Origin of the sequence: Novosphingobium album (ex Hu et al. 2023) (assembly GCF_022832385.1) — a bacterium.
Classification (GTDB): domain Bacteria; phylum Pseudomonadota; class Alphaproteobacteria; order Sphingomonadales; family Sphingomonadaceae; genus Novosphingobium; species Novosphingobium album.
In genome coordinates, this window is sequence record NZ_JALHLE010000013.1 from 67923 (window position 1) to 88859 (window position 20937).

21 protein-coding genes are annotated in these 20937 nt (G+C 64.5%); 13 read left to right on the forward strand and 8 right to left on the reverse strand.

Annotated features, from left to right (window positions below; all coding sequences use genetic code 11):
- Window positions 1-5: 5 nt before the first annotated feature.
- A complete protein-coding gene (gene queF, locus MTR64_RS10340) occupies window positions 6-467 on the reverse strand; it encodes a preQ(1) synthase (RefSeq protein ID WP_243993492.1) in 462 nt (153 codons plus the stop codon).
- Window positions 468-1277: 810 nt separating this feature from the next.
- On the opposite strand from queF, the gene MTR64_RS10345 reads away from it, so the two are divergent.
- The 5 genes from MTR64_RS10345 to MTR64_RS10365 all read left to right on the forward strand — a co-directional run bounded on the left by MTR64_RS10345 (window position 1278) and on the right by MTR64_RS10365 (window position 5076).
- Window positions 1278-1790, forward strand: coding sequence for a hypothetical protein (locus MTR64_RS10345; protein ID WP_243993493.1), 513 nt, complete (start codon window positions 1278-1280; stop codon window positions 1788-1790).
- 28 nt (window positions 1791-1818) lie between these two features.
- A complete protein-coding gene (metC, locus tag MTR64_RS10350; RefSeq protein WP_243993495.1) occupies window positions 1819-3033 on the forward strand; it encodes a cystathionine beta-lyase in 1215 nt (404 codons plus the stop codon).
- Window positions 3030-4097 (forward strand): mechanosensitive ion channel family protein, encoded by a 1068-nt coding sequence (locus MTR64_RS10355; protein ID WP_243993497.1) that lies wholly within the window; start codon window positions 3030-3032, stop codon window positions 4095-4097. Before metC ends, MTR64_RS10355 begins: the two co-directional genes overlap by 4 nt.
- Window positions 4098-4164: 67 nt before the next feature.
- Window positions 4165-4575, forward strand: a complete 411-nt coding sequence (locus tag MTR64_RS10360; RefSeq protein ID WP_243993500.1) for an acyl-CoA thioesterase — start codon at window positions 4165-4167, stop codon at window positions 4573-4575.
- 147 nt (window positions 4576-4722) lie between these two features.
- Window positions 4723-5076, forward strand: a complete 354-nt coding sequence (locus MTR64_RS10365; protein ID WP_243993502.1) for a ribonuclease E inhibitor RraB — start codon at window positions 4723-4725, stop codon at window positions 5074-5076.
- A gap of 91 nt (window positions 5077-5167) precedes the next feature.
- Here the strand turns inward: MTR64_RS10365 and MTR64_RS10370 are convergent, their stop codons facing one another.
- The 3 genes from MTR64_RS10370 to MTR64_RS10380 all read right to left on the reverse strand — a co-directional run bounded on the left by MTR64_RS10370 (window position 5168) and on the right by MTR64_RS10380 (window position 7510).
- Complete coding sequence (locus tag MTR64_RS10370; RefSeq protein WP_243993504.1) at window positions 5168-5344, reverse strand: hypothetical protein; 177 nt, start codon at window positions 5342-5344, stop codon at window positions 5168-5170.
- A 298-nt stretch (window positions 5345-5642) separates the two neighbouring features.
- Window positions 5643-6539, reverse strand: coding sequence for a GGDEF domain-containing protein (locus MTR64_RS10375; protein ID WP_243993506.1), 897 nt, complete (start codon window positions 6537-6539; stop codon window positions 5643-5645).
- 290 nt (window positions 6540-6829) lie between these two features.
- Complete coding sequence (locus tag MTR64_RS10380; RefSeq protein ID WP_243993508.1) at window positions 6830-7510, reverse strand: helix-turn-helix domain-containing protein; 681 nt, start codon at window positions 7508-7510, stop codon at window positions 6830-6832.
- A 173-nt stretch (window positions 7511-7683) separates the two neighbouring features.
- Here MTR64_RS10380 and cobA point away from each other — a divergent pair, with 173 nt between their 5' ends.
- From cobA to MTR64_RS10410, 6 genes are all read left to right on the forward strand, one after another.
- Window positions 7684-8481: a uroporphyrinogen-III C-methyltransferase gene (gene cobA, locus MTR64_RS10385; protein ID WP_243993509.1), complete on the forward strand. Its 798-nt coding sequence runs from the start codon at window positions 7684-7686 to the stop codon at window positions 8479-8481.
- Window positions 8478-8774, forward strand: a complete 297-nt coding sequence (locus MTR64_RS10390) for a DUF2849 domain-containing protein (protein ID WP_243993510.1) — start codon at window positions 8478-8480, stop codon at window positions 8772-8774. The genes cobA and MTR64_RS10390 overlap by 4 nt, the downstream gene beginning before the upstream one ends.
- A complete protein-coding gene (locus MTR64_RS10395; RefSeq protein WP_243993511.1) occupies window positions 8774-10408 on the forward strand; it encodes a nitrite/sulfite reductase in 1635 nt (544 codons plus the stop codon). The genes MTR64_RS10390 and MTR64_RS10395 overlap by 1 nt, the downstream gene beginning before the upstream one ends.
- A complete protein-coding gene (locus MTR64_RS10400; protein ID WP_243993513.1) occupies window positions 10401-10832 on the forward strand; it encodes a DUF934 domain-containing protein in 432 nt (143 codons plus the stop codon). Before MTR64_RS10395 ends, MTR64_RS10400 begins: the two co-directional genes overlap by 8 nt.
- Before the next feature lie 26 nt (window positions 10833-10858).
- Window positions 10859-11656, forward strand: a complete 798-nt coding sequence (locus MTR64_RS10405) for a phosphoadenylyl-sulfate reductase (protein ID WP_243993516.1) — start codon at window positions 10859-10861, stop codon at window positions 11654-11656.
- 177 nt (window positions 11657-11833) lie between these two features.
- Window positions 11834-13051, forward strand: coding sequence for an MFS transporter (locus MTR64_RS10410; protein ID WP_243993518.1), 1218 nt, complete (start codon window positions 11834-11836; stop codon window positions 13049-13051).
- Here MTR64_RS10410 and MTR64_RS10415 read toward each other — a convergent pair.
- The 3 genes from MTR64_RS10415 to putA all read right to left on the reverse strand — a co-directional run bounded on the left by MTR64_RS10415 (window position 13048) and on the right by putA (window position 18666).
- On the reverse strand, window positions 13048-13875 hold the full coding sequence (locus tag MTR64_RS10415; protein ID WP_243993520.1) for a proline dehydrogenase family protein: 828 nt from the start codon (window positions 13873-13875) through the stop codon (window positions 13048-13050). The two genes, MTR64_RS10410 and MTR64_RS10415, sit on opposite strands and share 4 nt — an antisense overlap.
- Window positions 13872-14990 (reverse strand): GNAT family N-acetyltransferase, encoded by a 1119-nt coding sequence (locus tag MTR64_RS10420; RefSeq protein ID WP_243993522.1) that lies wholly within the window; start codon window positions 14988-14990, stop codon window positions 13872-13874. Before MTR64_RS10420 ends, MTR64_RS10415 begins: the two co-directional genes overlap by 4 nt.
- A 79-nt stretch (window positions 14991-15069) precedes the next feature.
- Window positions 15070-18666 carry a trifunctional transcriptional regulator/proline dehydrogenase/L-glutamate gamma-semialdehyde dehydrogenase gene (putA, locus tag MTR64_RS10425; protein WP_243993525.1) on the reverse strand — a complete coding sequence of 1199 codons (3597 nt, stop codon included), beginning with the start codon at window positions 18664-18666 and terminating at the stop codon, window positions 15070-15072.
- A gap of 99 nt (window positions 18667-18765) precedes the next feature.
- Between putA and MTR64_RS10430 the strand changes: the two genes are divergently transcribed.
- The gene (locus MTR64_RS10430) at window positions 18766-19236 is read left to right on the forward strand and encodes an Lrp/AsnC family transcriptional regulator (protein WP_243993526.1); all 471 of its coding nucleotides are present in this window, start codon (window positions 18766-18768) and stop codon (window positions 19234-19236) included.
- Window positions 19237-19337: 101 nt separating this feature from the next.
- Here the strand turns inward: MTR64_RS10430 and MTR64_RS10435 are convergent, their stop codons facing one another.
- Window positions 19338-19775, reverse strand: a complete 438-nt coding sequence (locus MTR64_RS10435) for an FKBP-type peptidyl-prolyl cis-trans isomerase (protein WP_243993527.1) — start codon at window positions 19773-19775, stop codon at window positions 19338-19340.
- A 237-nt stretch (window positions 19776-20012) separates the two neighbouring features.
- Here MTR64_RS10435 and MTR64_RS10440 point away from each other — a divergent pair, with 237 nt between their 5' ends.
- Window positions 20013-20882: an SDR family NAD(P)-dependent oxidoreductase gene (locus tag MTR64_RS10440; RefSeq protein WP_243993528.1), complete on the forward strand. Its 870-nt coding sequence runs from the start codon at window positions 20013-20015 to the stop codon at window positions 20880-20882.
- Window positions 20883-20937 lie beyond the last annotated feature (55 nt).

The following is a 20937-nucleotide window of genomic DNA, read 5'->3' on the forward strand; positions in this document are numbered from 1 at the left end:
CGGAATCAACCCCTGCCGCGATAGCCTGCCACGCCTTGATCGGGCACCCACAGCCCTCCCGGCACCGGCCCGGACTGCCAGAACACGTCGATGGGAATGCCGCCGCGCGGATACCAGTAGCCGCCGATCCGCAGCCAGCGCGGCTTCATCTCGTCAAACAGGCGCTGGCCGATGCCCACTGTCACATCCTCGTGGAAGCCTGCATGATTTCGGAACGATCCGAGGAAGAGCTTGAGGCTCTTCGATTCGACGATGTTCATCTGCGGCGCATAGTCGATCACCAGATGCGCGAAATCGGGCTGGCCGGTCACCGGGCACAGCGAGGTAAACTCGGGCGCGGCGAAGCGCACGAGGTAGAGATTGCCCACGCGCGGATTGGGCACATAGTCGAGCACCGCCTCTTCAGGCGACGCCGGAAGCGCGCTCGTCTGGCCGAGGTGCAGCGGAGAAAGAGGTGTGTCGGTCATGCCCCGGCCATGCCGCCAACGCCGCGCGCTGACAAGCGCCAAGTCGCACCGGTTCGGCGGCTCCCCGCCACGGCTGGCCGCTGCATCGCGGCGCATTAACACCCGGTTCAGAGCATGAACGCCTCAGATCATCCGGTCATGAGGGGCAAATCACTATTCTTTGCGGGCGCGCTTGCTGGCACCGTTCATTTCGCGATCCTCGCTGCCACGTCGGCGTCCGCCCAATCGCTGGACAGCTGGAGCCTCCCAGCGCCCGAGGCGAGCAATACGGCCCCGTCTGCACAAGGCCCTATCGATGCGCAGAATCCGGTAGTCCGCTCCACGGCGCCCGAGGCCCCAGCGCCTGAACCCACGGTTTCGGCATCGCCCGCACCGGCTCCGGTCATCATACCGCCTGAGGTACGCATTGCGCCGCAGCCGGTGCCGGCCCCCGCCCCATCGACTGCACGCGCTGCACCTGCCCCGCCAGCCGAACCGGCAGTCATCGTCCCCACCGATACGCCCGAAGCAGAAACCACCACCGCTCCCGCCGCCGCCCCGCCGGTCGAAACCCTGATCGCGCCGGAATCACCGGATAGCGAATGGCCGGTATGGTGGTGGGCGCTGCCCGCCGGCCTCGCTGTACTTGCGGCAGGTTCTTTCCTCTGGCGCCGCCGAACAAGAGAAGCCCCCCGAGAACAACCCGAAGAAATCCCGGTCACGGATCAGGCTGAGGTGCCTGTCGGTCCCCGCTCGCCCCCGTCCCCTGCAGCCTCACTGGCCTCTCAGCCCACACCCTCTCCTGAACGCCGTCGGGCAAGCGGAGATCTGATGTTCGAGCCAGGCGCGATGCGACTGTCGCTCGTCTATGCCACCCTGCAGTTCCGTCTGGTGTTGACGGCCAGGACAGACATCCCGTCCGGCCAGCTTCTGGCGGACATGATCTCGGCCCATGCATCGATGCCGAGAGACCAGCAACTGGCGCCACCGCCGGAAACGCTGGGCGTCGTGCAAGCCTTTCCCCGCATGACGCCCGGGCAGGTCCTCGAGATCAAGGGCGAACTGCAAGTGCCGCTCGCCGCTGTGCGGCCTCTGCAACGGAACGGGGCATCGTTCATGGTGCCGCTTGTCCGGCTCGCACTGGTGGGAGAGGATGATCCCACCCTGCCCCATCTCGAACTCGGGTTCGTCTTCACGGTGGGCCTTGCCGGTGAAGGACCGGCATTGGCACCGTTGCGCCTCGACGCGGGACCGCGTCAGATCACCGGCCTCGCCGGCCGTGAAATCGAGCCTGCGCGCCGTACCGTGCTCTTGGCCCTCGACCCTGCCCGCGCCACCGGCTAGGCTTCCTCACGCGACAGCGGAGAAGACCTTGAGCGACACGAGCAATTTGGAAAATGCAGCAGCCGGCACGAAAGTCGTCGGTGCCGGAAGGCGCAAGGAATGGACCGGTGCTGTCGTAAACCCGCCGGTATGGCGCGCCAGCACCCACCTCTATGAAAACACCGCCGCGCTGGCTGAAGGGCCCCGCAAGAACGAGGACGGCCGCTTCTTCTACGGACGCCGCGGTGCGCCGACGCAATGGGCGTTGAGCGAGGCGCTGACACAGCTCGAACCGGGGGCGGCGGGCACAGTGCTCTATCCTTCGGGTGTGGCCGCCATCGCCGGAGTCCTGCTCACCGTGCTGAGGCCCGGTGATGTGCTGATGATCAGCGACAATGCCTACGACCCCAGTCGTACCATGGGCAAAGGGCTGCTCCACGACTTCGGGATCGAGCCGCGGTTCTTCGATCCGCTCGACCTGTCGGCTTACGAAGCTGCTTTCTGTGAACGCACCCGCGCAGTGCTGCTGGAGGCTCCGGGCAGCCTGTCGATGGAAGTCTGCGCCCTGCCCGAACTGGCCCGCATCGCCAGCGCCCAGGGTGCGGTTTCGATCTTCGACAATACCTGGGCCAGCCCGCTGGGTTTTCAGGCCCTCGAAAAGGGCATCGACATTACCCTGATGGCGCTGACCAAGCATGTCGGCGGCCATTCCGACCTGATGATGGGAAGCGCCAGCGCCGGGCCCGAACTTTACGCAAAGCTGCGCACTCGCGCGCAGCAGCTGGGCACCGTGGTCTCGCCCGACGATGCCTCGCTTGCCCTGCGGGGCCTGCGCACGCTGCATCTGCGCCTGAAACAGGAGACCGAGACCGCGCTCGCAATTGCGCAGTGGCTGTCACACCGCCCGGAAGTCGCGCAAGTGTTCTGCCCGATGCTGCCGGGCGCGCCCGGCCACGAGCTGTGGAAGCGTGATTTCACGGGCGGCTGCGGGCTGTTCAGCTTCGTGTTCAGGGGTGGCAGCGCGGCGGCGCGCAACCGCTTTGTCGATGCGCTCACGCTGTTCGGCATCGGCTTTTCCTGGGGCGGATACGAAAGCCTTGCCCTGCCGATCGATCCCGCCGTCTACCGCAGCTGCATGGCGTGGCCGCCCGCGCCCGCGCTGGCGGCCGACCGGTATGGCGTTCGGCTGTCGATCGGCCTCGAAGACCCTGCCGACCTGATTGCGGATATCGAACAGGCCCTGTCCACCTGGAGCGCGGAATGATCGCTTTTCTTGCCGCCGCAGCCAGCAGTCCGCCAACCGGCGATGCCAGCGCCGCTGCCAATGCCGAAGTTCTGGTCCCCAGCCCCACACCCACGATCATCCCTGCGGTCATCGACCAGCCCGTCGCCGGCGCCGAAGGGTTGAAACACGCCGTCACGTCGCACAGCGAATCCATCGGCGGGATCGTCAACACGCTGGACAGCCTTGCTCTGCAAGTGGGCAGCACACGCATCTCGCTGTGGGACATGACCGTGGTCGTGCTTGTCGTGGCGGTCCTGAGTTCGATCGCCTGGGCGACCAGCAAGTTTGCCCACCGCCTGCTGGCGAATGCGACGCGCCTGGACCTGACCCAGCGCCTGCTGACCGAGAAGATGACCAGCCTTGCTGTCTGGACCATCGCCATCCTCGTCGGCATCGACATCCTCGGGGTCGATCTGACGGCTTTCACGGTCTTCTCCGGTGCCTTCGGCCTTGCCATCGGCTTCGGCCTGCAAAAGACCTTCGGCAACCTGATCTCGGGGATCATCCTGCTGATGGACAAGTCCATCAAGCCGGGCGACGTGATCGCGATCACCGATCAGGCCGGGAATTCCACCTTCGGTCAGATCCGCCGCATCGGTATCCGCGCCATCTCGCTGACCACGCGCGACCAGAAGGAATACCTCATCCCGAACGAGAACCTGATGATCAATCAGGTGGAGAACTGGTCCTACTCCAGCAAGAACGTGCGCATCCCGGTGCCGGTAGGCATCGCCTACTCTTCCGACATCGTGAAGGCCGAGGAACTGATGCTGCAGGCCGCGCGCTCGGTGAAGCGCGTGCTCAAGACGCCGCCGCCGACGGCGTGGCTGGACGCCTATGGCGACAGCAGCGTCAACTTCATCATCCACTGCTGGATAACCGACCCCGAGGAAGGCGTCGGCAACGTCCGTTCCGAAGTGCTGAAAGCGCTGTGGCACCTGTTCAAGGAGCACGGCATAGAAATCCCCTTCCCTCAGCGAGACCTCAACCTGCGCGAGAATGCCGCCTTTCGCGAGCTGGTGGACGCGATGCGCAAAGAATGACCGGGAACGCCCGGTTTTTCCGGATAGCCGCTGTATCCGGGCGCCGGATGGTGCTATTGACGTATACGTGAACCACGCGATTCCCCACCGCTTTCCGATCGGTATCGATCCTGCCGACATCGACTTCATGGGTCATGTCAACAACGCCAGCTATCTGAAATGGGTTCAGGAGGCCGTGCTCGACCACTGGCGCGCGCTGGCGCCATCCGACGCGATCGCCAAGCACCTGTGGGTCGCGCTCAAGCACGAGATCACGTATCGCAAACCCGCCTTCCTCGAAGACGACGTGATCGCCACCGTCCTCGTCGAAAAGGTGCAGGGCGCACGGGCCTTCTACGAAACCGTGATCCGGCGCGGCGAGGAAGTGCTGGCCGAAGTCAAGTCGAGCTGGTGCTGCGTCGATGCACATACCATGCGCCCCGCCCGCATCGCCCGCGACGTGATCCAGCGCTTCTTCGCGGCTGACGCAGAGGAATAGACGGCGGCGCTGCCAGCGCGTCGGTCGCAGTCCGTTGGCGAGGATTTGTGCCTAGATGCGGCGGTTCCGGACTCGCCGACATTGCGGACATAGCTCAATGGTCTATCTGATCGACCTCTACTGACGTCAAAACGCGATGGAGACATTGTGACGCCGATCGATCCAGAACGTTGGAATGAGGTATGGGCTGCTGACCTTGCGGTGATCCAAAGGCTTCGAGACCATGGCGATCTACCGCATGTCATCCGAGATGTTGATGTTTCATTCAGAGGAACAATCGAAGCACTTCGACGCCTTGAATTTGCGAGTTCGAACTGGGGATTTCGCGTTTTGGAGTTTGTTGAAGCGGATGAAGATGGCCAGCCATGGCTATTTCTGGTTCGCAGTCAAACAACTGACGAAGAGGCGATCCGCGAACTGACAATGACATATCTGCAAATGGAAGACAGTTTCGAAGTAGAGTGCGACGGGTGGGGTTGTGAAGGTCAAACGCGGGAGTGACCGCGAGCGCCCGAAATCCCGACTTTGCGGCCACCTAGGCAGACTGAGCCGGTGTCAACAGCGGTCTGCCGTTCATCGGAACGTCAGCATTTCAACCTTTTAACCGGAAATCTGCCCTTCCGGACACGCCGACATTGCAGGCATTGGCAAATGGCGAAAAAGCCACCCCGATGATGGCCTGACATGAAGTGATCCGCAGGGTAAAGGCTGCGCGTGCCGGAGGAGAACTAGAGGTGAAATCCAAATCCACTGAGACCGCAAAGCTCATGGTCTTTGGAATTCTCGCACTCACCGCTGCTTTCTCTGGGGACGCCCCGCTGGCTTTACGAGTAGTTTGGGTCTGCATCTCCGCATACTTCGGACTCAGAGCCCTTCTCATTGCCTTCAAGCCGCGCAAGTGCGGGCATGGCGTTGTTACTCAGTTGGGGCCCTTCATGTTTCCTTGGATAATTGATCCGTGCCCGAAATGCCGCACAAGGTCTTACACGGAATAGCGTCCGCTCCCCCCGACATTCCTGCCATGCGGCGCACAAGCAACCCGTTCCGAAACCGGCTTCTCGTTCATCCTAGTGCCGCACCTTCTGCAGCGCCTTTTCCATTTCCAGGCGGTTGCGCCCCTTGGCCTTGGCAACGAACAGCGCCATTTCGGCGCGCTCGAGGGTGGAATCCAGATTGTCCGCGATCCGGGCGACACTGGCGCTGGCGGTGATGGCAAAGCGGCTTTCGCCCACTTTCTGGCGCAGTTCGGCAAGCGTTGCGATCACGCGGCTGCAGATCGCCTCGGCCTGTTCGGGCGTGGCGCGGGGAAGCAGCACGGCGAAGCGCTCGGAACCGATGCGTGAGATGATGTCCTCGGAACGTAGCATCTCGCGCAGGAGGTTGGCGAAGACCACCAGCACGTCGTCCCCGGTACTCTGGCCATACTGCATGTTGATGGTGCGGAAGAAGTCGATGCTGAACAGCGCCAGGCAGCCGTCCATCTCCTTGTCGACCATATGCTCGAGCATCGAGACGAAGGCAGCGCGGTTGGTCAGCTTGGTCAGCGGGTCAGTGTAAGTGGCGGCGAACAACTGCTGCTCCAGCCGCCGCCGCTCGTCGACATTGCGCAGGATGCTGAGCGCGCCGCAGGGTTCACCGCTTTCGTTCTTCAGCGCCCGCGTCTGGATCTCGAACCAGCGCTGCCGCTGGTCGGTGGTGAGTGCCGGAAATTCCACCGGATGCCCCGGCCCTGCGCCGGACAGCGCATCCGCATAGGCACGCTGGACTTCGTCTCGCGATTCGGGCGACACCAGATCGAGAAGGCATGGCGGCGATTGCCTGTCCGCCGTTCGGAACCCCAGCCGCTCAAGCGCTTGGGACGCGTGGAGAATGAAGCCGCCAAGATCCGTCTTGAGGATCACATCCGACGCGCTCTCTGCCAGCAGTCCATAAAGAGCTGAACTGTCCTGAGTCGTAAAATTCATGTCCATTTCGGCGACGCCCCGAACTTCATAAATCGAAATGAGACAGAGCGATAAAATACCCACACAGAATTCAATCGCACCAACTCAAACCAACAACCAAAGCAGAACGCGTTACACCCGTTATATAACTGAGTTATACTTTATGATTGTTATTCATATATTTACCATCGAGAAACAGATTCGGAAAGTCGGAAATTTGCCACAATTCAGCTTATCCCCACCGCACATCCCGCAGTGGCTCTTGCGATATCTGAAAGTGTGCAGGGATCCGGCTGGCCGGACCACACAATCTAGAGCTCGATCATGATCCTGATCTTGTCCGGCGTCGTCTCGACAGCCGCGGCAATCTGGTCACGGCAGCGTGCGATCAGGTCAGGAAGGCCGGGCACGGTACGGCTGGGCCGCAACTCCGCGCTTGTCACGCCCAGGGCTTCCGCGATCGCATCGAGCCGTTCTTCGATCGGGCGCGCGCGCCCCTGCTCCCACGCCCAGACCGTCGGCTTGCTGACGCCAAGCCTGCTTGCCAGTTCGCCCTGGGTAAAACCTCGCAGCTTGCGCAGCCGGTGCAGACGCTCGCCAAAGCTTTCGCCGCCGATCGCAGCCACACCCGCAGGCGTGGGCGCAGGCCCGAGGCCGCCCTCGTTCTGCACTGCGCTGCGCAGCTGGACGGCACTCAGTGCCGCCGGCGAAAGCGGCACGTCAAACGCACAGCCGTAGAGAGTGCCGCTTGCCCAGGCCACACGTGCGCGCACCTGGCCGGCTTCGGGCAAGTCGAGTGCTATCGCCTCGCCAATTTCCAGATCCGCGTGCGCTTCGAGCAGCAGTCCCGTCTCGGACAGGTTGTGAACCTGCACCGGCGCGGCCCGCCCGGATTCAAGCGCGCCCTGCGTCTCGAACTGGAGCCTGCGCCGCAATGCGCGGGACTGCCCCTCTGCGGGCTGGATGTCTTCAAAACGCGCTGAAATCGACATGGCCTGTCTCCCATGGAGCGCCGAATCTCGTCGTCCCGAGTTAATATTTGGTTAGCGAACGCGTTAGCTCAGGCTGCTCCAAACCGGCGGAATTGCCGCGGGTAAAGCTCGCCTAATGCACCCCAAAGCCATTCTGGCTGGCACCTCAGGACGATCGCCGCCATGTGCCCAGTATGGAAGCGACTCCCCCCCCGTCCGGCCGCAAGGCATCCACTGGCAAGGTCTACCTTGTCGGCGCAGGCCCCGGCGATCCGGACCTGCTGACGCTGCGCGCGGCGCGGCTGCTGATGAGCGCCGGGCTGATCGTGCATGACGGCCTGGTCGATCCGGCGATCCTTGCCATGGCGCGCCCGGGTGCACGCATGGTCTCGGTCGCCAAGAGCCGCTCGCGCCACACCATGAAGCAGGAAGAGATCAACGCACTGCTGGTGCGCGAGGCGCTGGCCGGAAACGACGTCGTTCGCCTCAAGGGCGGCGATCCCTTCGTGTTCGGCCGGGGCGGCGAAGAGGCCGAGGCCTGCCGCGCAGCTGACGTGCCGGTCGAAGTCGTGCCGGGCATCTCCTCGGCACTGGGCGCCGCTGCCGCTGCGCAGATCCCGCTGACTCATCGCGACCACGCCTCGATTGTCTCGTTCGTCGCCGGGCAATGCAAGGGCCTGAGCGATCAGGACTGGTCCGGCCTTGCCGGCAAGGGCCGCACGCTCGTCATCTTTATGGGATTGGCGACCTCGGCACAGATTTCCGAAAAGCTGATGGCTGACGGCCTTGCGCCCGACGTACCCGTCGCCGTGATCGAGAATGCCACACGCAGCCAGATGCGCGTGCTACGCGCGCCGCTGGCCGGGCTTGCCAATCTCGTCGAGGGCGAGAAGGTCAAGAGCCCTGCCCTGATCGTCATCGGCAACGTCACCGCCGAACCCGACAACACCATTCGCGCGCTCGCAACCGAGGCGCTGGAGGCACAGAAGTGAAGATCCTGACTGGAAACGACCTCAAGACCGGAGCGGTCACCTGGTGGACCGGCGTGGGCTGGTCGCTCGACGTCAACGACGCCACCGATGTTGGCGACGAGGGCGCGAAGATCATCGCCCGCGAGGAAGGCGCGCAGAACGTGTTCGCTGCCTATGTCATCGATGGCGAGAAGACGTCCGAGGGCGTGCGCCCCGCCCACATCAAGGACCGCATCCGCGCGCTCGGCCCGACCGTGCGCCCCGACCTGACGCTCAAGCCGAGCGACCCCGAAGCCGTGAACTGGGTGATCTGATGTACAAGTACGATTCCTATGACCAGCAGATGGTCGACACCCGCGTCGCGGAATTCCGCGATCAGGTCCGCCGCCGCCTTTCGGGCGATCTGACCGAGGAGCAGTTCCGCCCGCTGCGCCTGCAGAACGGCCTCTACCTGCAGCTGCACGCCTACATGCTGCGCGTCGCGGTGCCTTACGGCACGCTGAACTCGGCGCAGATGAAGGTGCTGGGCGACATCGCGGACAAGTACGACCGCGGCTATGGCCACTTCACCACCCGCCAGAACATCCAGTACAACTGGATCAAGCTGGAAGACACGCCCGATATCCTCGCGGATCTCGCTGCGGTGGAAATGCACGCGATCCAGACCAGCGGCAACTGCATTCGCAACATCAGTTCGGACCAGTACGCCGGAGCCGCGGCCGACGAGATCGTCGATCCGCGCCCCTATGCCGAACTGCTGCGCCAGTGGTCGAGCTTCCACCCCGAATTCCTGACGCTGCCGCGCAAGTTCAAGATCGCGGTCATCGCCAGCGAGACTGACCGCGCGGCCATGCGCCTGCACGACATCGGCATCAAGATGGTGAAGAACGCGGCTGGCGAGATCGGCGCGCAGTTCTACGTTGGTGGCGGCATGGGCCGCACGCCGATGATCGGCCCGATGATCAAGGAATTCGTGCCGCTCGACCACTTGATCACATACTCGGAAGCGTGCCTGCGCGTGTACAACCGCTATGGCCGCCGCGACAACAAGTACAAGGCGCGCATCAAGATCCTCGTCCATGAGCTGGGCAAGGATGAATACACGCGCCAGGTCGAGGAAGAGTTAGCGCACCTGCTCACCATGGGCATCGAGCCGCCGATCGCCGAGCTGGAGCGCATCAAGCAGTACTTCACCGATCCGGCCTTCGAAGCCGACGCCTCGGACGATCTGGACCTCTCCGATCCCGACTTCCGCCTCTGGGTGGAGCGCAACACCCATGCCCACAAGCAGGCGGGCTATGTCATCGCCAACGTCAGCCTGAAGCCCGTCGGCGGCATTCCGGGTGACGCTACCGCCGACCAGATCCGCCTCATGGCGCAGCTGGCGAAGGACTACAGCTTCGACGAACTGCGCGTGACCCACGCCCAGAACATCGTCTTCCCGCACGTGAAGAAGGCTGACCTCTACACGCTGTGGAAGGCGCTGGACGAAGCGGGCATCGGCACCGCCAATCTCGACACCGTCGGCGACATCATTGCCTGCCCCGGCCTCGACTATTGCTCGCTGGCCAACGCGCGTTCGATCCCGGTCGCGCAGAAGATTTCAGAACGCTTCGGTTCGAGCGAAAAGCAGGCTGAAATCGGTGAGCTGAAGCTCAAGATTTCCGGCTGCATCAACGCCTGCGGCCACCACCATGCGGGCCACATCGGCATCCTCGGCGTCGACAAGAAGGGCGTCGAGAACTACCAGCTCCTGCTCGGCGGCTGCGAGGGCGCAGATACCTCGCTGGGCAAGATCACCGGCCCGGGCTTCGACGAGAACGGCATCGTCGATGCCGTCGAAAAGGCCACCGAGGTCTATCTTTCCAACAAGCAGGATGGCGAACGCTTCCTCGACACCTACCGCCGTATCGGCATGGACCCGTTCAAGGAGGCTATCTATGGTTGATGTGCAGTTCCGTTTTCGTGAGGACGAAGCGGTCAACGATTCCGCCGTCACGGTCGACGCATTCACCGAGCAGACCAACGCCACCGCGGTGCGGATCGAGCCGGGTGACGATGCCCGCGCGCTGCTGCCGTTCCTCGACCGTCTGCGCCTGATCGAAGTGAACTTCCCGGCGTGGACCGACGGGCGCGGCTATTCCTCCGCGCGCGTCCTGCGCGAAGCAGGCTTCACCGGCGAGATCCGCGCGGTGGGCGATGTCGTGATCGACATGCTGAGCCACCTCAAGCGCTGCGGCTTCGATGCCTTCGCGCCCGACAAACCGCTGAACCCCGCCGACGCGCAGAACGCGTTCGACCGCTGGGACAATGTCTATCAGGCGACTGCTGACGGCCGCCAGCCCATCTGGGCGCTGCGGCACCAGAGCTGAAGGGGCTTCCCCAAGGGATTACCGAAATGACCGACGCCACCCGCATCCGCGATCGCATCGACACCGGCCCGCGCTTCCGCGAGGCCGATGCGGTGCGCCTCAACCGCCTGTTCCGCGGCGCAGACACGCTCGAAATGCTCGAGACGCTGCTCAAGGAACGCATGGCGGGGGATGTGGGCATCGTCTCCAGCTTCGGCGCGGAAAGCGCGGTGCTGCTGCACCTCGTCAGCCGCGTCGATCCCTCGGTGCCGGTGCTGTTTCTCGAAACCGGCAAGCATTTCCCCGAGACGCTGGCCTATCGCGACCTGCTGGTAGAGCGTCTCGGCCTCAAGGACCTGCGCAACCTCACGCCCGATGCCGCAGAATTGGCAAAGAAGGACGAGAACGGGCTGCGCTGGTCCTACGACCCCGACGGGTGCTGCGACATCCGCAAAGTGAAGCCGCTGGAAAAGGCGCTGCTCGGGCTCGATGCCTCCATCACCGGCCGCAAGGCCTTCCAGGCCTCGACCCGCGCGACCCTGCCCCGCTTCGAGATCGACACGACCGACGAGCAGGGCCGCCTGAAGATCAACCCGTTGATCGACTGGTCCGCAGAGCGCCTCGCCGCCTATATCGAGGAGCATGACCTGCCGCCCCACCCGCTGGTGGCTCAGGGCTACCCCTCGATCGGCTGCATGCCCTGCACCAGCAAGGTCGCACCGGGTGAAGACCCGCGCTCGGGCCGCTGGCGCGGCTGGGACAAGACCGAGTGCGGCATTCACGTCGCACACCACACCGCCGATCACACCGAGCAGGTCGCCCCCGACTTCGATCCGGGGCTCTGACCCATGACCCATTGAATTTCGGGAGCGTGGGCGGCTATCGCCGTCCCACCTCCTGAAATTACTCCGTCAATTGCATCGCAATCGCCGGTACGTGCAATAAACGCACGCCTAACCCTCTTCCCAAGTGGGCCTGAACGCACCAGAATCCCAACTCCCCCCGGATTCTTGCAGTATATCATGACAGTTAGACCGCTCGAGCGCCCCGCGTCCGGCCTCCCCGCTCTTATCATCCTGGCACTAGCGATGGGCGCTTTCGCGATCGGCACGACCGAATTCGCGGCCATGAGCCTTGTCCCCTATTTCGCGCGCGATCTGGGATTGAGCGAGCCTCAGGCAGGCCATGCGATCAGCGCCTACGCACTCGGTGTCGTCGTGGGCGCGCCCACGATCGCGGTTCTGGGCGCGCGCCTCGCCCGCCGCACGCTGCTGATCGGACTGATGGGCATGTTCGCCTTCGGCAACGGATTGAGCGCACTGGCCGCCAGCTATCCCACGCTGCTGCTGTTCCGTTTCCTGAGCGGCCTGCCTCATGGCGCCTACTTCGGCGTTGCCGCGCTGGTCGCCGCCTCGCTCGTGCCAGCCAATGCCCGTGCCCAATCGGTCGCCAAGGTCATGACCGGATTGACCGTGGCAACGATCATCGGCGTTCCGGCAGCCAACTGGCTGGGTCAGATCATCGGCTGGCGCAGCGGCTTCGGCATCGTTGCCGGGCTAGCACTGCTGACCATGGCGCTTGTCACCCTGTTCGCGCCCCACGACCATGGTGGCCCCAGATCGAGCCCGCTGCGCGAACTGGGCGCCCTGCGCCGCCCACAGGTCCTCCTGACCCTTCTGACCGGCGCCATCGGCTTTGGCGGCCTGTTTTGCGTTTATACCTATGTTGCCTCGACCATGCTCGAAGTAACCCAGGTTCCCGAGGCGTTTGTGCCGCTGGTGCTGGCAGTCTTTGGTGTGGGCATGACGGCAGGCAACCTGTTCTGGGCCTGGCTCGCTGATCGCAAACTCAACCACGCGGCAATCGGTGCTTTCATCTGGAGCACCGCCGCGCTTGGTCTGTTTCCTCTGGTGGCAGGCAATATCTGGCTGCTGGCTTTCGACATCCTCCTGATTGGTTTCGGCGGCGGCCTCGGCACGATCCTCCAGACCCGGCTGATGGACGTGGCGGGCGAAGCACAGGCTCTTGCAGCGGCTGCCCACCACAGCGCGTTCAACGTGGCCAATGCGCTGGGCCCGTGGCTGGGCGGGCTCGCTATCGGTGCGGGCTACAGCTTGCGAGTCACTGGCTGGATCGGGGTTGGCCTGTCGCTGGGCGGGCTCGCCATCTTCCTGCTGACACTCGCGCTGCACCGGCGGCAAGAACCGCTAATGCCTGACGGCTGCCTGTCGACGGTCTAGGCCAGCCTGTCCTTCAGCCACCACATGGGAAGATAGGGCCGCTCCACCAGCTTCACGGCAGCATAGGGCCACCAGCCGGGACCGAACGGCAGGAAGACGCGCACCGGCACACCGAGCTCTTGCGCGATCCGGCGGGTGCGGCGGGCTGGCAGTCCGCGTAGTTGCTCCAACTCGCAAGGTGTTCCCGCCTGCTGCAGCACCGGCAAGGCCTGGGCGGCCAGCGGCGGGTGATGCGTCGCCACGGCGACCGGTGCATTGCGGCCCGCCAGAATGCGGATGAGATCGAGGTAGCCCGCTTCGAAATCCGGCACGTCGCCACCGGGATCAGCCCACTCACCCTTGACCACCCGGATACGCACCGGGCTGTCACGGAACCGTCGGGCATCGTCCGCGCTGCGCCGCCAGCGCGCGGGTAGCACCACACCGACCGAAGGAAATTCCCCGGCCATCCATTCAACGAGATCGAGCGTCTGCTCCGCCTGCACTTGAGTCAGCGCATCGAACACAATGGTCATCCCCACCTCGCTGGCAGGGGCAGCCACCGCCCGCAGGTTGTCCTTGTCGAAATAGAGCGGCGGCGCCTTGATCGAAAGGCAGGTGCCCGGGGACTGCCCGGCCATTTCCGCCGAGAGTTTCGCACAGGCCTCGATGATCCCTGCAGCCACACCATCCCACGCCGGAAAATAGCTGAGCGTCACGGCATTCCCGCTACGCCTGAGCACGCGGCAGGCACGGGCCGCATCCGACGCTTCCGGTGCCGGTCCCAGCACCTCTGCCGTGCGCGCGCAGATCTGCACAAGCCGCGTCGAAAGGCCAGTGCTCACGAAGCGCTCCGCGGGAAAGGCAGACGGTGCCATGCCCATTCGACCGCGTCGGCGAGCAGAGCAGTCAGTCCGCGCAGGTTGAACGGATAAGTCTGCAGACGAACACAAGGTGTGGTATCCTGCGTCCACACCTCGCTGATCCAGTCTTCAACCTCACCCAGCAGTTCAATACCGCCCAGCCCCTGCTTCATGGCGTCAGACATGGCGAACAGCATCAGCAGATTGCCAGGCGAGCAGCGCGCGTAATCGCCATCGAAACCGATCTTGAAGAGCCAGTAGCGGCCCTGGAACACTACCGCGAGGTGCATGGCAACGGCTCTCCCGCCGATGCGCATGAACGCGATACGACAATTGCCATCCCGGCTCATGCGGCACAGGAAGTCGCGGAAGAACGCACCCTTGGCAGCTTCGCAGCCCAGCGCCGATCCGCTCTCGCCCTTCCAGCCGCGCTGCTCGACGGCGACTGCCTCGTCGAAAAGCCGATCGAACGTCTCCGGACATGGGGCGTGCATTTCAAAGGAAACTTCGCCCATTGCCTCGGCGCGGCGGCGGGCGCGGCGGAAATCCGACCGGCGGCCGGAATTGAAGCGCTGCTCGGGGGCCGCTTCACCCGGCTCGAAGACGATCCTGGGGCATGCCGTCGCCGGACGCGTGACCACAAGGCCCTTGCCCTTGATCGCCGACGCAAGGGCCGGCACGAGCGGAGAAGCGGCCGGAATGCGGTCCAGTTGCAGCGGCCGCCGGAGCCGTGACAGACTCGCCGCCAGTTGCGCGGCGGCAGCGGGCGAAGCGCAAAGCGCATCGACCGGTTCGTAGACCTGCTGCACGCCAGCCGCATGCCAGTGCGTCAGCAGGCCACGGCGGCGGCAGAGCGGCAGGATCGCCGTCACATCGCCTGCGCTTCCGGCCGTTGCGATGCTGACGACAAGATCCGTCATCATCGTTTCGGACAGCGCTGCGTGAAAAGCGAGCGTCTGCGACGGCAGGCTGCCGAACGCTTCGAGGCGGCGCCAGCCTTGTGCGACGCGTGCATCGCACGGCAGGTCGTGCGCGGAAAGCCACGCATCCGCCTCCGCCGTCAGCGGATGTCCATCCCAAAGTTGCTCGTGCCGCATGGCCTCTGCCGTCTTCGCGCGGCGAAAGGCGCCGCACCGCCAGACCGCGCTACGCGAAAACTGCTTATTCGAAGTTAACTTAGCCGATGGCCATCAGACTGGCATTGCCGCCCGCCGCCGTCGTGTTGATCGAGATCGAGACTTCCTCAAGCAACCAGATGCAATGGGGGCCAGGGTCGCTGTGAACCGGAATGATCGGGCCTTCAATTCGGCTCACCATCTCCGAAGCGACACGAACATTCTCCGCGCCTCCCTCAACCAGACATGCGGCAAAGGGCTGTTCCGGGCGGTGCCGGAAACGCGCGACGATTTCCCCAGGCATCCCTTCCGGCAAGTCCATGCCCGCTACGCCCCCGTGATTGCCGGTGGCCAGAACTGCGGCCATCTGTTCCAGCAGCCCTTCCCGGGTCGATGGGCACAGCAGCACTTGTCCGCGTGGATGGAGCGCGTAGAGATTGCGCTCGCCGACCGGGCCGGGAAGTTCACGCTCGAGCCCCAGAGCCGAGGCTGCACCCAGTTCGCGAACCCGCGCAGCAATGGAAGCTTCGCCCTGCCCGTCCAGCCAGCCGGCCAGCGCTTCAACCAGCGCCACTCCGCCACCGGACGGCCGCAGCACCTGCGGTGCCTGCCGAACCAACCGCCCCAGATAAAGCGGTCCGCCCGCCTTGGGGCCGGTGCCCGACAGCCCGCGCCCTCCGAAAGGCTGCACGCCGACGACGGCCCCGATGGTATTGCGGTTCACATAGAGATTGCCCGCCCGGACGCGACCGGTCACATGCGCCACCATGCCGTCGAGCCGGGTGTGCAGGCCGAATGTCAGGCCATAGCCGGTCCCGTTGATTGCCTCGATCAGCCCGTCCAGTTCCTCGCGACGGTAGCGCACGACATGCAGCACCGGCCCGAAAACCTCACGTCCCAGCTCGCTGACTGAGGCGATCTCGATGATGCTCGGCGCCACGAACGTGCCCTGCCCTGCGGATTCGCCCGGCACAGCAAGCTGCGTCACGCGGTGGCCTCTCGCCCGCATCGCCTCGATGTGGGCGATGATACCGCGCTGCGCCTCCGCCGTGATGACCGGGCCGATGTCGGTCGAAAGGTGCGCCGGATCGCCCACGCTCAGTTCGGCCAGGGCGCCCTTGAGCATCGCCAACGTGCGGTCGGCGATATCCTCCTGAAGGCACAGGACGCGGAGCGCTGAGCAACGCTGGCCTGCGCTGTCAAAGGCGGAAGCGATCACATCGGCCACAACCTGCTCGGCAAGCGCAGAGGAATCGACAATCATCGCATTCTGTCCGCCGGTCTCGGCAATCAGCGGGATAGGGCGGCCGTCGGGCGAAACACGTCCCGCAAGCTGGCACTGGATCAGCCGGGCGACTTCGGTCGAACCGGTGAACATCACCGCTGCCACATCCGGCGCGGCGACCAGCGCGGCGCCCACGCTGCCGTCACCCGGCAGGAGTTGCAGCGCGTCCTGCGGCACGCCTGCCTTGTGCAGGATGCGCACGGCTTCGGCGGCGATCAACGGGGTTTCCTCGGCTGGTTTGGCAAGCACCGGATTGCCGGCGGCGAGCGCGGCAGCCACCTGGCCGGTGAAGATCGCCAGCGGGAAGTTCCATGGGCTGATGCACACCACCGGGCCGAGCGGAGCCTGTTCCTCCCCGAACGTCTCGTCGATCTGCTGGGCATAGTAGCGCAGGAAGTCGATCGCCTCGCGCACTTCTGCCACCGCATTGGCCGCCGACTTTCCCGCCTCGCGGATGGCGAGGCTCATCAGCGAGCCGATCCGGGACTGCATCATATCGGCAGCCCGCTCGAGGATCGACGCGCGCTGCGAGACAGGAACCTCGCTCCAGCCGCTTCCCGCCGCGCGGGCCACAGCCTGCGCCGCCATCTCCACCGGCGTGTCGATCACCGTGCCGACGAAGTCGCGACGATCGGCCGGATTGCAAACCCGATGCGCCGGACCACTGCCGCCTTCGGGGCCAGCGTGCCATTCACGGGCGACCGATGCGACCAGGTCCCGCGAAAGGGATGCCAGTACCAGATCATCCGTCAGGTCGAGCCCGGCCGAATTGCGCCGGTCCCCGAACAGGTCCTGCGGCAAAGCAATCCGGTCGTGCCGCGCGCCCGGCTGCGGCATTGCGCGCACCACTTCGACCGGATCAGCGATCAGATCCTCCACCGGCACTGCCGGATCGGCAATGCGGTTCACGAACGAGGAATTCGCCCCGTTCTCCAGCAGGCGGCGTACCAGATAGGCCAGCAGGGTTTCATGCGTGCCGACCGGCGCATAAATGCGGCAGGGCCGGTCCAGCCTGTGCGCGCCGACAACTTGCGAATAGAGCGCCTCGCCCATGCCGTGGAGGCACTGGAATTCGTATTGGCCCGCGGAAAAGTCCGGCCCGGCCAGGTGATAGATTGTTGCCAGCGTCTGCGCATTGTGCGTGGCAAACTGGGGGAAGACCTCGTCCGGCGCGGCCAGCAGCTTGCGGGCACAGGCGATATAGGCAATGTCGGTGTGGACCTTGCGCGTATAGACTGGAAAGTCCGCCAGCCCGTCCACTTGCGCGCGCTTGATCTCGGCGTCCCAGTAAGCGCCCTTGACCAGACGCACCATGATCCGCCGGTTCGCGCGCCGGGCAAGGTCGATGATCCAGTCGATCACCATCGGGCAGCGCTTGCCATAGGCCTGCACTACGAAACCCAGCCCATCCCAGCCCTTGAGATCAGGATCGAGCGCAAGGCTTTCGAGCAGCTCGAGCGAGAGTTCCAGCCGGTCCGCTTCCTCGGCGTCGATATTGAGGCCAATGCCATAGTCGCGCGCCATCGAGGCCAGCGCCTTCACGCGTGGCAGCAGTTCGCGCATGACCCGGTCCGCCTGCGCGCGGGCATAGCGCGGGTGCAGCGCGGAAAGCTTGATGGAAATGCCGGGGCCGCACACCACGCCCTTGCCGGCGGCAGCCCAGCCGATCGCGGCGATGGCCTCGACGTAGTCGGCATAGTAGCGCTCGGCGTCCGCTGCCGTCATCGCGGCTTCGCCCAGCATGTCGTAGCTGTAGCGGAAGCCCCTAGCTTCCCATTCGCGCGCACGCTTGAGCGCTTCCTCGATAGTTTCGCCAACCACGAACTGTTCGCCCAGCAGCCGCATGGCGAGATCGACGCCCTTGCGGATCACCGGTTCACCGGCACGCGCGATCAGGCGGGTGAGCGCCGCCGACAGCCCATTGTCGTCAACGCTTCCCACCAGCTTGCCGGTAACGACCAGTCCCCAGGTCGCGGCATTGACGAACAGCGACTTGCCGCCGCCGAGGTGGCCGCTCCAGTTCCCCCCTGCGATCTTGTCACGGATCAGGGCGTCGCAGGTAGCGGCATCGGGAATGCGCAACAGCGCCTCGGCCAGACACATCAGTGCGACGCCTTCCTGGCTGGAGAGCGCATATTCCTGCACCAGCGCATCCACGCCGCGTCTCTTGCTCTCCGCGCGCAGGGCCGTGACCAGCTTCGCCGCCGTTTCCCGGATCCCAGCACGCGCGTGCACCGTCACACCGGCAGCATCCAACAGGGGCGCAATACAGGCAACCTCGTCCCGGCGGCGGGCTTCGGCGATGGCGTGGCGCAGCGGCGAGAGGTCGCGGATGGCGGGGGCGAATGCAGCAAAGGGGGGCATGACGGTCATACCCGCCAATTTACACGGCCCCGAATTGGCAATCTGCCTTTTCAGCGGCATATTACCATTCAAACTGACCTATTTTCCGGTCAAAATTGGATGATATCCATGGAAAAAGCCATAACGACAGTCGATTTGGATGACTTGGACCGCAAGATCGTCACCGTTCTGCGCGAAGACGGCCGGATCACCGTCACCGATCTCGCGGAACGGGTGGGGCTGTCCAAGACGCCTTGCCAGACACGGATGCGCAGGCTGATCGAGAGCGGCGTGATCCGGGGCTTTCGCGCGGTGGTCGATCCGGCCAGCCTCGGGCTGGACCATGTCGCTTTCGTAGAAGTCAGCCTGTCCGACACGCGCGAACAGGCGCTGCGCGACTTTAACGCCGCGGTGCGCCGCATTCCCGAGGTCGAGGAATGCCACATGCTGGCGAGCAACTTCGACTATCTGCTCAAGGTCCGCACCGCCGACATCCGCCGCTACCGCGCGGTGCTCGGCGAGAAGATCTCCAGCCTGCCGCATGTGGCCAGCACTTCCACGTTCGTGGCGATGGAAACGGTGAAGGACGCCAGCAGCTAGGCACGGCACTGCTCATGCCCCGTGCAGGAAGCAATGACCGTCGTGACCTCACCCGGAGCGCGCAGAGCGCTGCCGGAACGCTCCGTGCGCCAGCGCGCCGGTTACGCGGCGTCCTTGATCTCGACGATAGTCAGCCCGAAAAACAGGTCTTCACCCGCCAGCGGGTGATTGCCGTCCGCAGTAACCGACTGCTCGCCAACCTCGGTAATGACCAGGTTCAGCGTCGAGCCATCCTGCTGGCTGGCCGAAAGCTGCATACCCGGTTGCGGAACGGTATCCTGTGGAAGGCTCTCGCGGGGAATCTGGATGACCATTTCTTCGCGCCTTGGCCCGAAGGCATCGGCTGCGGCCACCGCTACCGTCTGTTCCGCACCAACGGTCATGCCATTCAGCGCGGCGTCGATCTGAGGAAAAACCTCGGCCCTGCCGATCTTCACGGTCTGGGGCCCGTCCCGCTCGGTATTGCCGACCACGCGGCCATCGTTTGTGCGCACCACGAATTCAATAAGCACGGTATCCCCGTTCTTTGCGGTCTGCATAAACATTCCTTTGGGTAAGTTCGTTCCGGCGCGCCATGCACCGCTCGATCGGCGTGTCAGACATCGCCAGCGTCCTGCAACAGTCGCAATTTGAAGGCGATCCGTCAAATGGACCGCCCCGGGCGTCCACAACGCCCTGCCCACCGCCATCGCCGCAGCGTTCGTGCGCGCGCCCCCGCTTGACCCGCCATTGCCGCCCGATAGCCTGCCCGGAAACAAGAACCGGGAGAAAACGCCATGCCTGATACACCGCCCGTCGCCATCGTCACCGGCGCCAGCCGGGGGGCCGGACGCGGCATTGCCGTGGCCCTGGGATCACATGGCTGCACGGTCTACGTCACCGGACGCTCGCAGAAGGAAGGCGACGCGTCGATGCCCGGCACGATCCATGCCACCGCGCGCGAAGTGACCGAGGCAGGCGGCAAGGGCATCGCGGTTGCCTGCGACAGCAGCGACAATGCGCAGATCGCCGCGCTCATCGATCAGGTGATCGCCGAACAAGGCCACATCGATATCCTGATCAACAACGCCTGCGCCGTGCACGATCAGCTCAACGCGCCCGGCGCGTTCTGGGAAAAGCCGCTGGCGATCGGCAACATGATCGATGTCGGCGTGCGCAGCGGCTTCGTCACCTCCTGGTACGCCGCGCCGCACATGACGCAGCAGGACAAGGGGCTGATCCTGTTCACCTCGTCTCCCGGATCGATGCACTACTGCTTCGGCCCCGCCTATGGCGCGCACAAGGCGGGGGTCGACAAGATGGCCTTCGACATGGGCGTGGACTTCACAGACGCCGGCGCGAACGTGGCGGCCGTTTCTGTCTGGATGGGGGCGCTCACCACCGAGCGGCTGACGCAGATGATGGAAGAGATGCCCGAACGCTTCGCGCATCTGGAAGGTACGCTGGAATCGGCAGGCTACACCGGCCACCTCGCCTGGGCATTGTGGAACGACCCGGAGATGATGCGCCACAATGGGCAGACCGTGATCGGCGCCGAACTCGGCAAAGAATATGGCATCACCGATATCGGCGGAAAGTTCCCGCCGTCAGCGCGGGCAGGCACGGGTGTCGCACCGCCGGAGTATGGGGCGTACAAGGTGAAGTGAGCCGAGCTGCAAACGCCCGTCCCAACTGTCGTCATTTGAGCGTGAGCTGATCTAA

Bases quoted from the DNA above. Each gene is read 5' to 3' on its own strand.
- queF (WP_243993492.1), bottom strand. From the start codon at position 467: ATGACCGACACACCTCTTTCTCCGCTGCACCTCGGCCAGACGAGCGCG.
- MTR64_RS10345 (WP_243993493.1), top strand. From the start codon at position 1,278: ATGTTCGAGCCAGGCGCGATGCGACTGTCGCTCGTCTATGCCACCCTG.
- MTR64_RS10355 (WP_243993497.1), top strand. From the start codon at position 3,030: ATGATCGCTTTTCTTGCCGCCGCAGCCAGCAGTCCGCCAACCGGCGAT.
- MTR64_RS10370 (WP_243993504.1), bottom strand. From the start codon at position 5,344: ATGAGCTTTGCGGTCTCAGTGGATTTGGATTTCACCTCTAGTTCTCCT.
- MTR64_RS10375 (WP_243993506.1), bottom strand. From the start codon at position 6,539: ATGAATTTTACGACTCAGGACAGTTCAGCTCTTTATGGACTGCTGGCA.
- MTR64_RS10380 (WP_243993508.1), bottom strand. From the start codon at position 7,510: ATGTCGATTTCAGCGCGTTTTGAAGACATCCAGCCCGCAGAGGGGCAG.
- cobA (WP_243993509.1), top strand. From the start codon at position 7,684: ATGGAAGCGACTCCCCCCCCGTCCGGCCGCAAGGCATCCACTGGCAAG.
- MTR64_RS10395 (WP_243993511.1), top strand. From the start codon at position 8,774: ATGTACAAGTACGATTCCTATGACCAGCAGATGGTCGACACCCGCGTC.
- MTR64_RS10400 (WP_243993513.1), top strand. From the start codon at position 10,401: ATGGTTGATGTGCAGTTCCGTTTTCGTGAGGACGAAGCGGTCAACGAT.
- MTR64_RS10405 (WP_243993516.1), top strand. From the start codon at position 10,859: ATGACCGACGCCACCCGCATCCGCGATCGCATCGACACCGGCCCGCGC.
- MTR64_RS10410 (WP_243993518.1), top strand. From the start codon at position 11,834: ATGACAGTTAGACCGCTCGAGCGCCCCGCGTCCGGCCTCCCCGCTCTT.
- MTR64_RS10420 (WP_243993522.1), bottom strand. From the start codon at position 14,990: ATGCGGCACGAGCAACTTTGGGATGGACATCCGCTGACGGCGGAGGCG.
- putA (WP_243993525.1), bottom strand. From the start codon at position 18,666: ATGACCGTCATGCCCCCCTTTGCTGCATTCGCCCCCGCCATCCGCGAC.
- MTR64_RS10430 (WP_243993526.1), top strand. From the start codon at position 18,766: ATGGAAAAAGCCATAACGACAGTCGATTTGGATGACTTGGACCGCAAG.
- MTR64_RS10435 (WP_243993527.1), bottom strand. From the start codon at position 19,775: ATGCAGACCGCAAAGAACGGGGATACCGTGCTTATTGAATTCGTGGTG.
- MTR64_RS10440 (WP_243993528.1), top strand. From the start codon at position 20,013: ATGCCTGATACACCGCCCGTCGCCATCGTCACCGGCGCCAGCCGGGGG.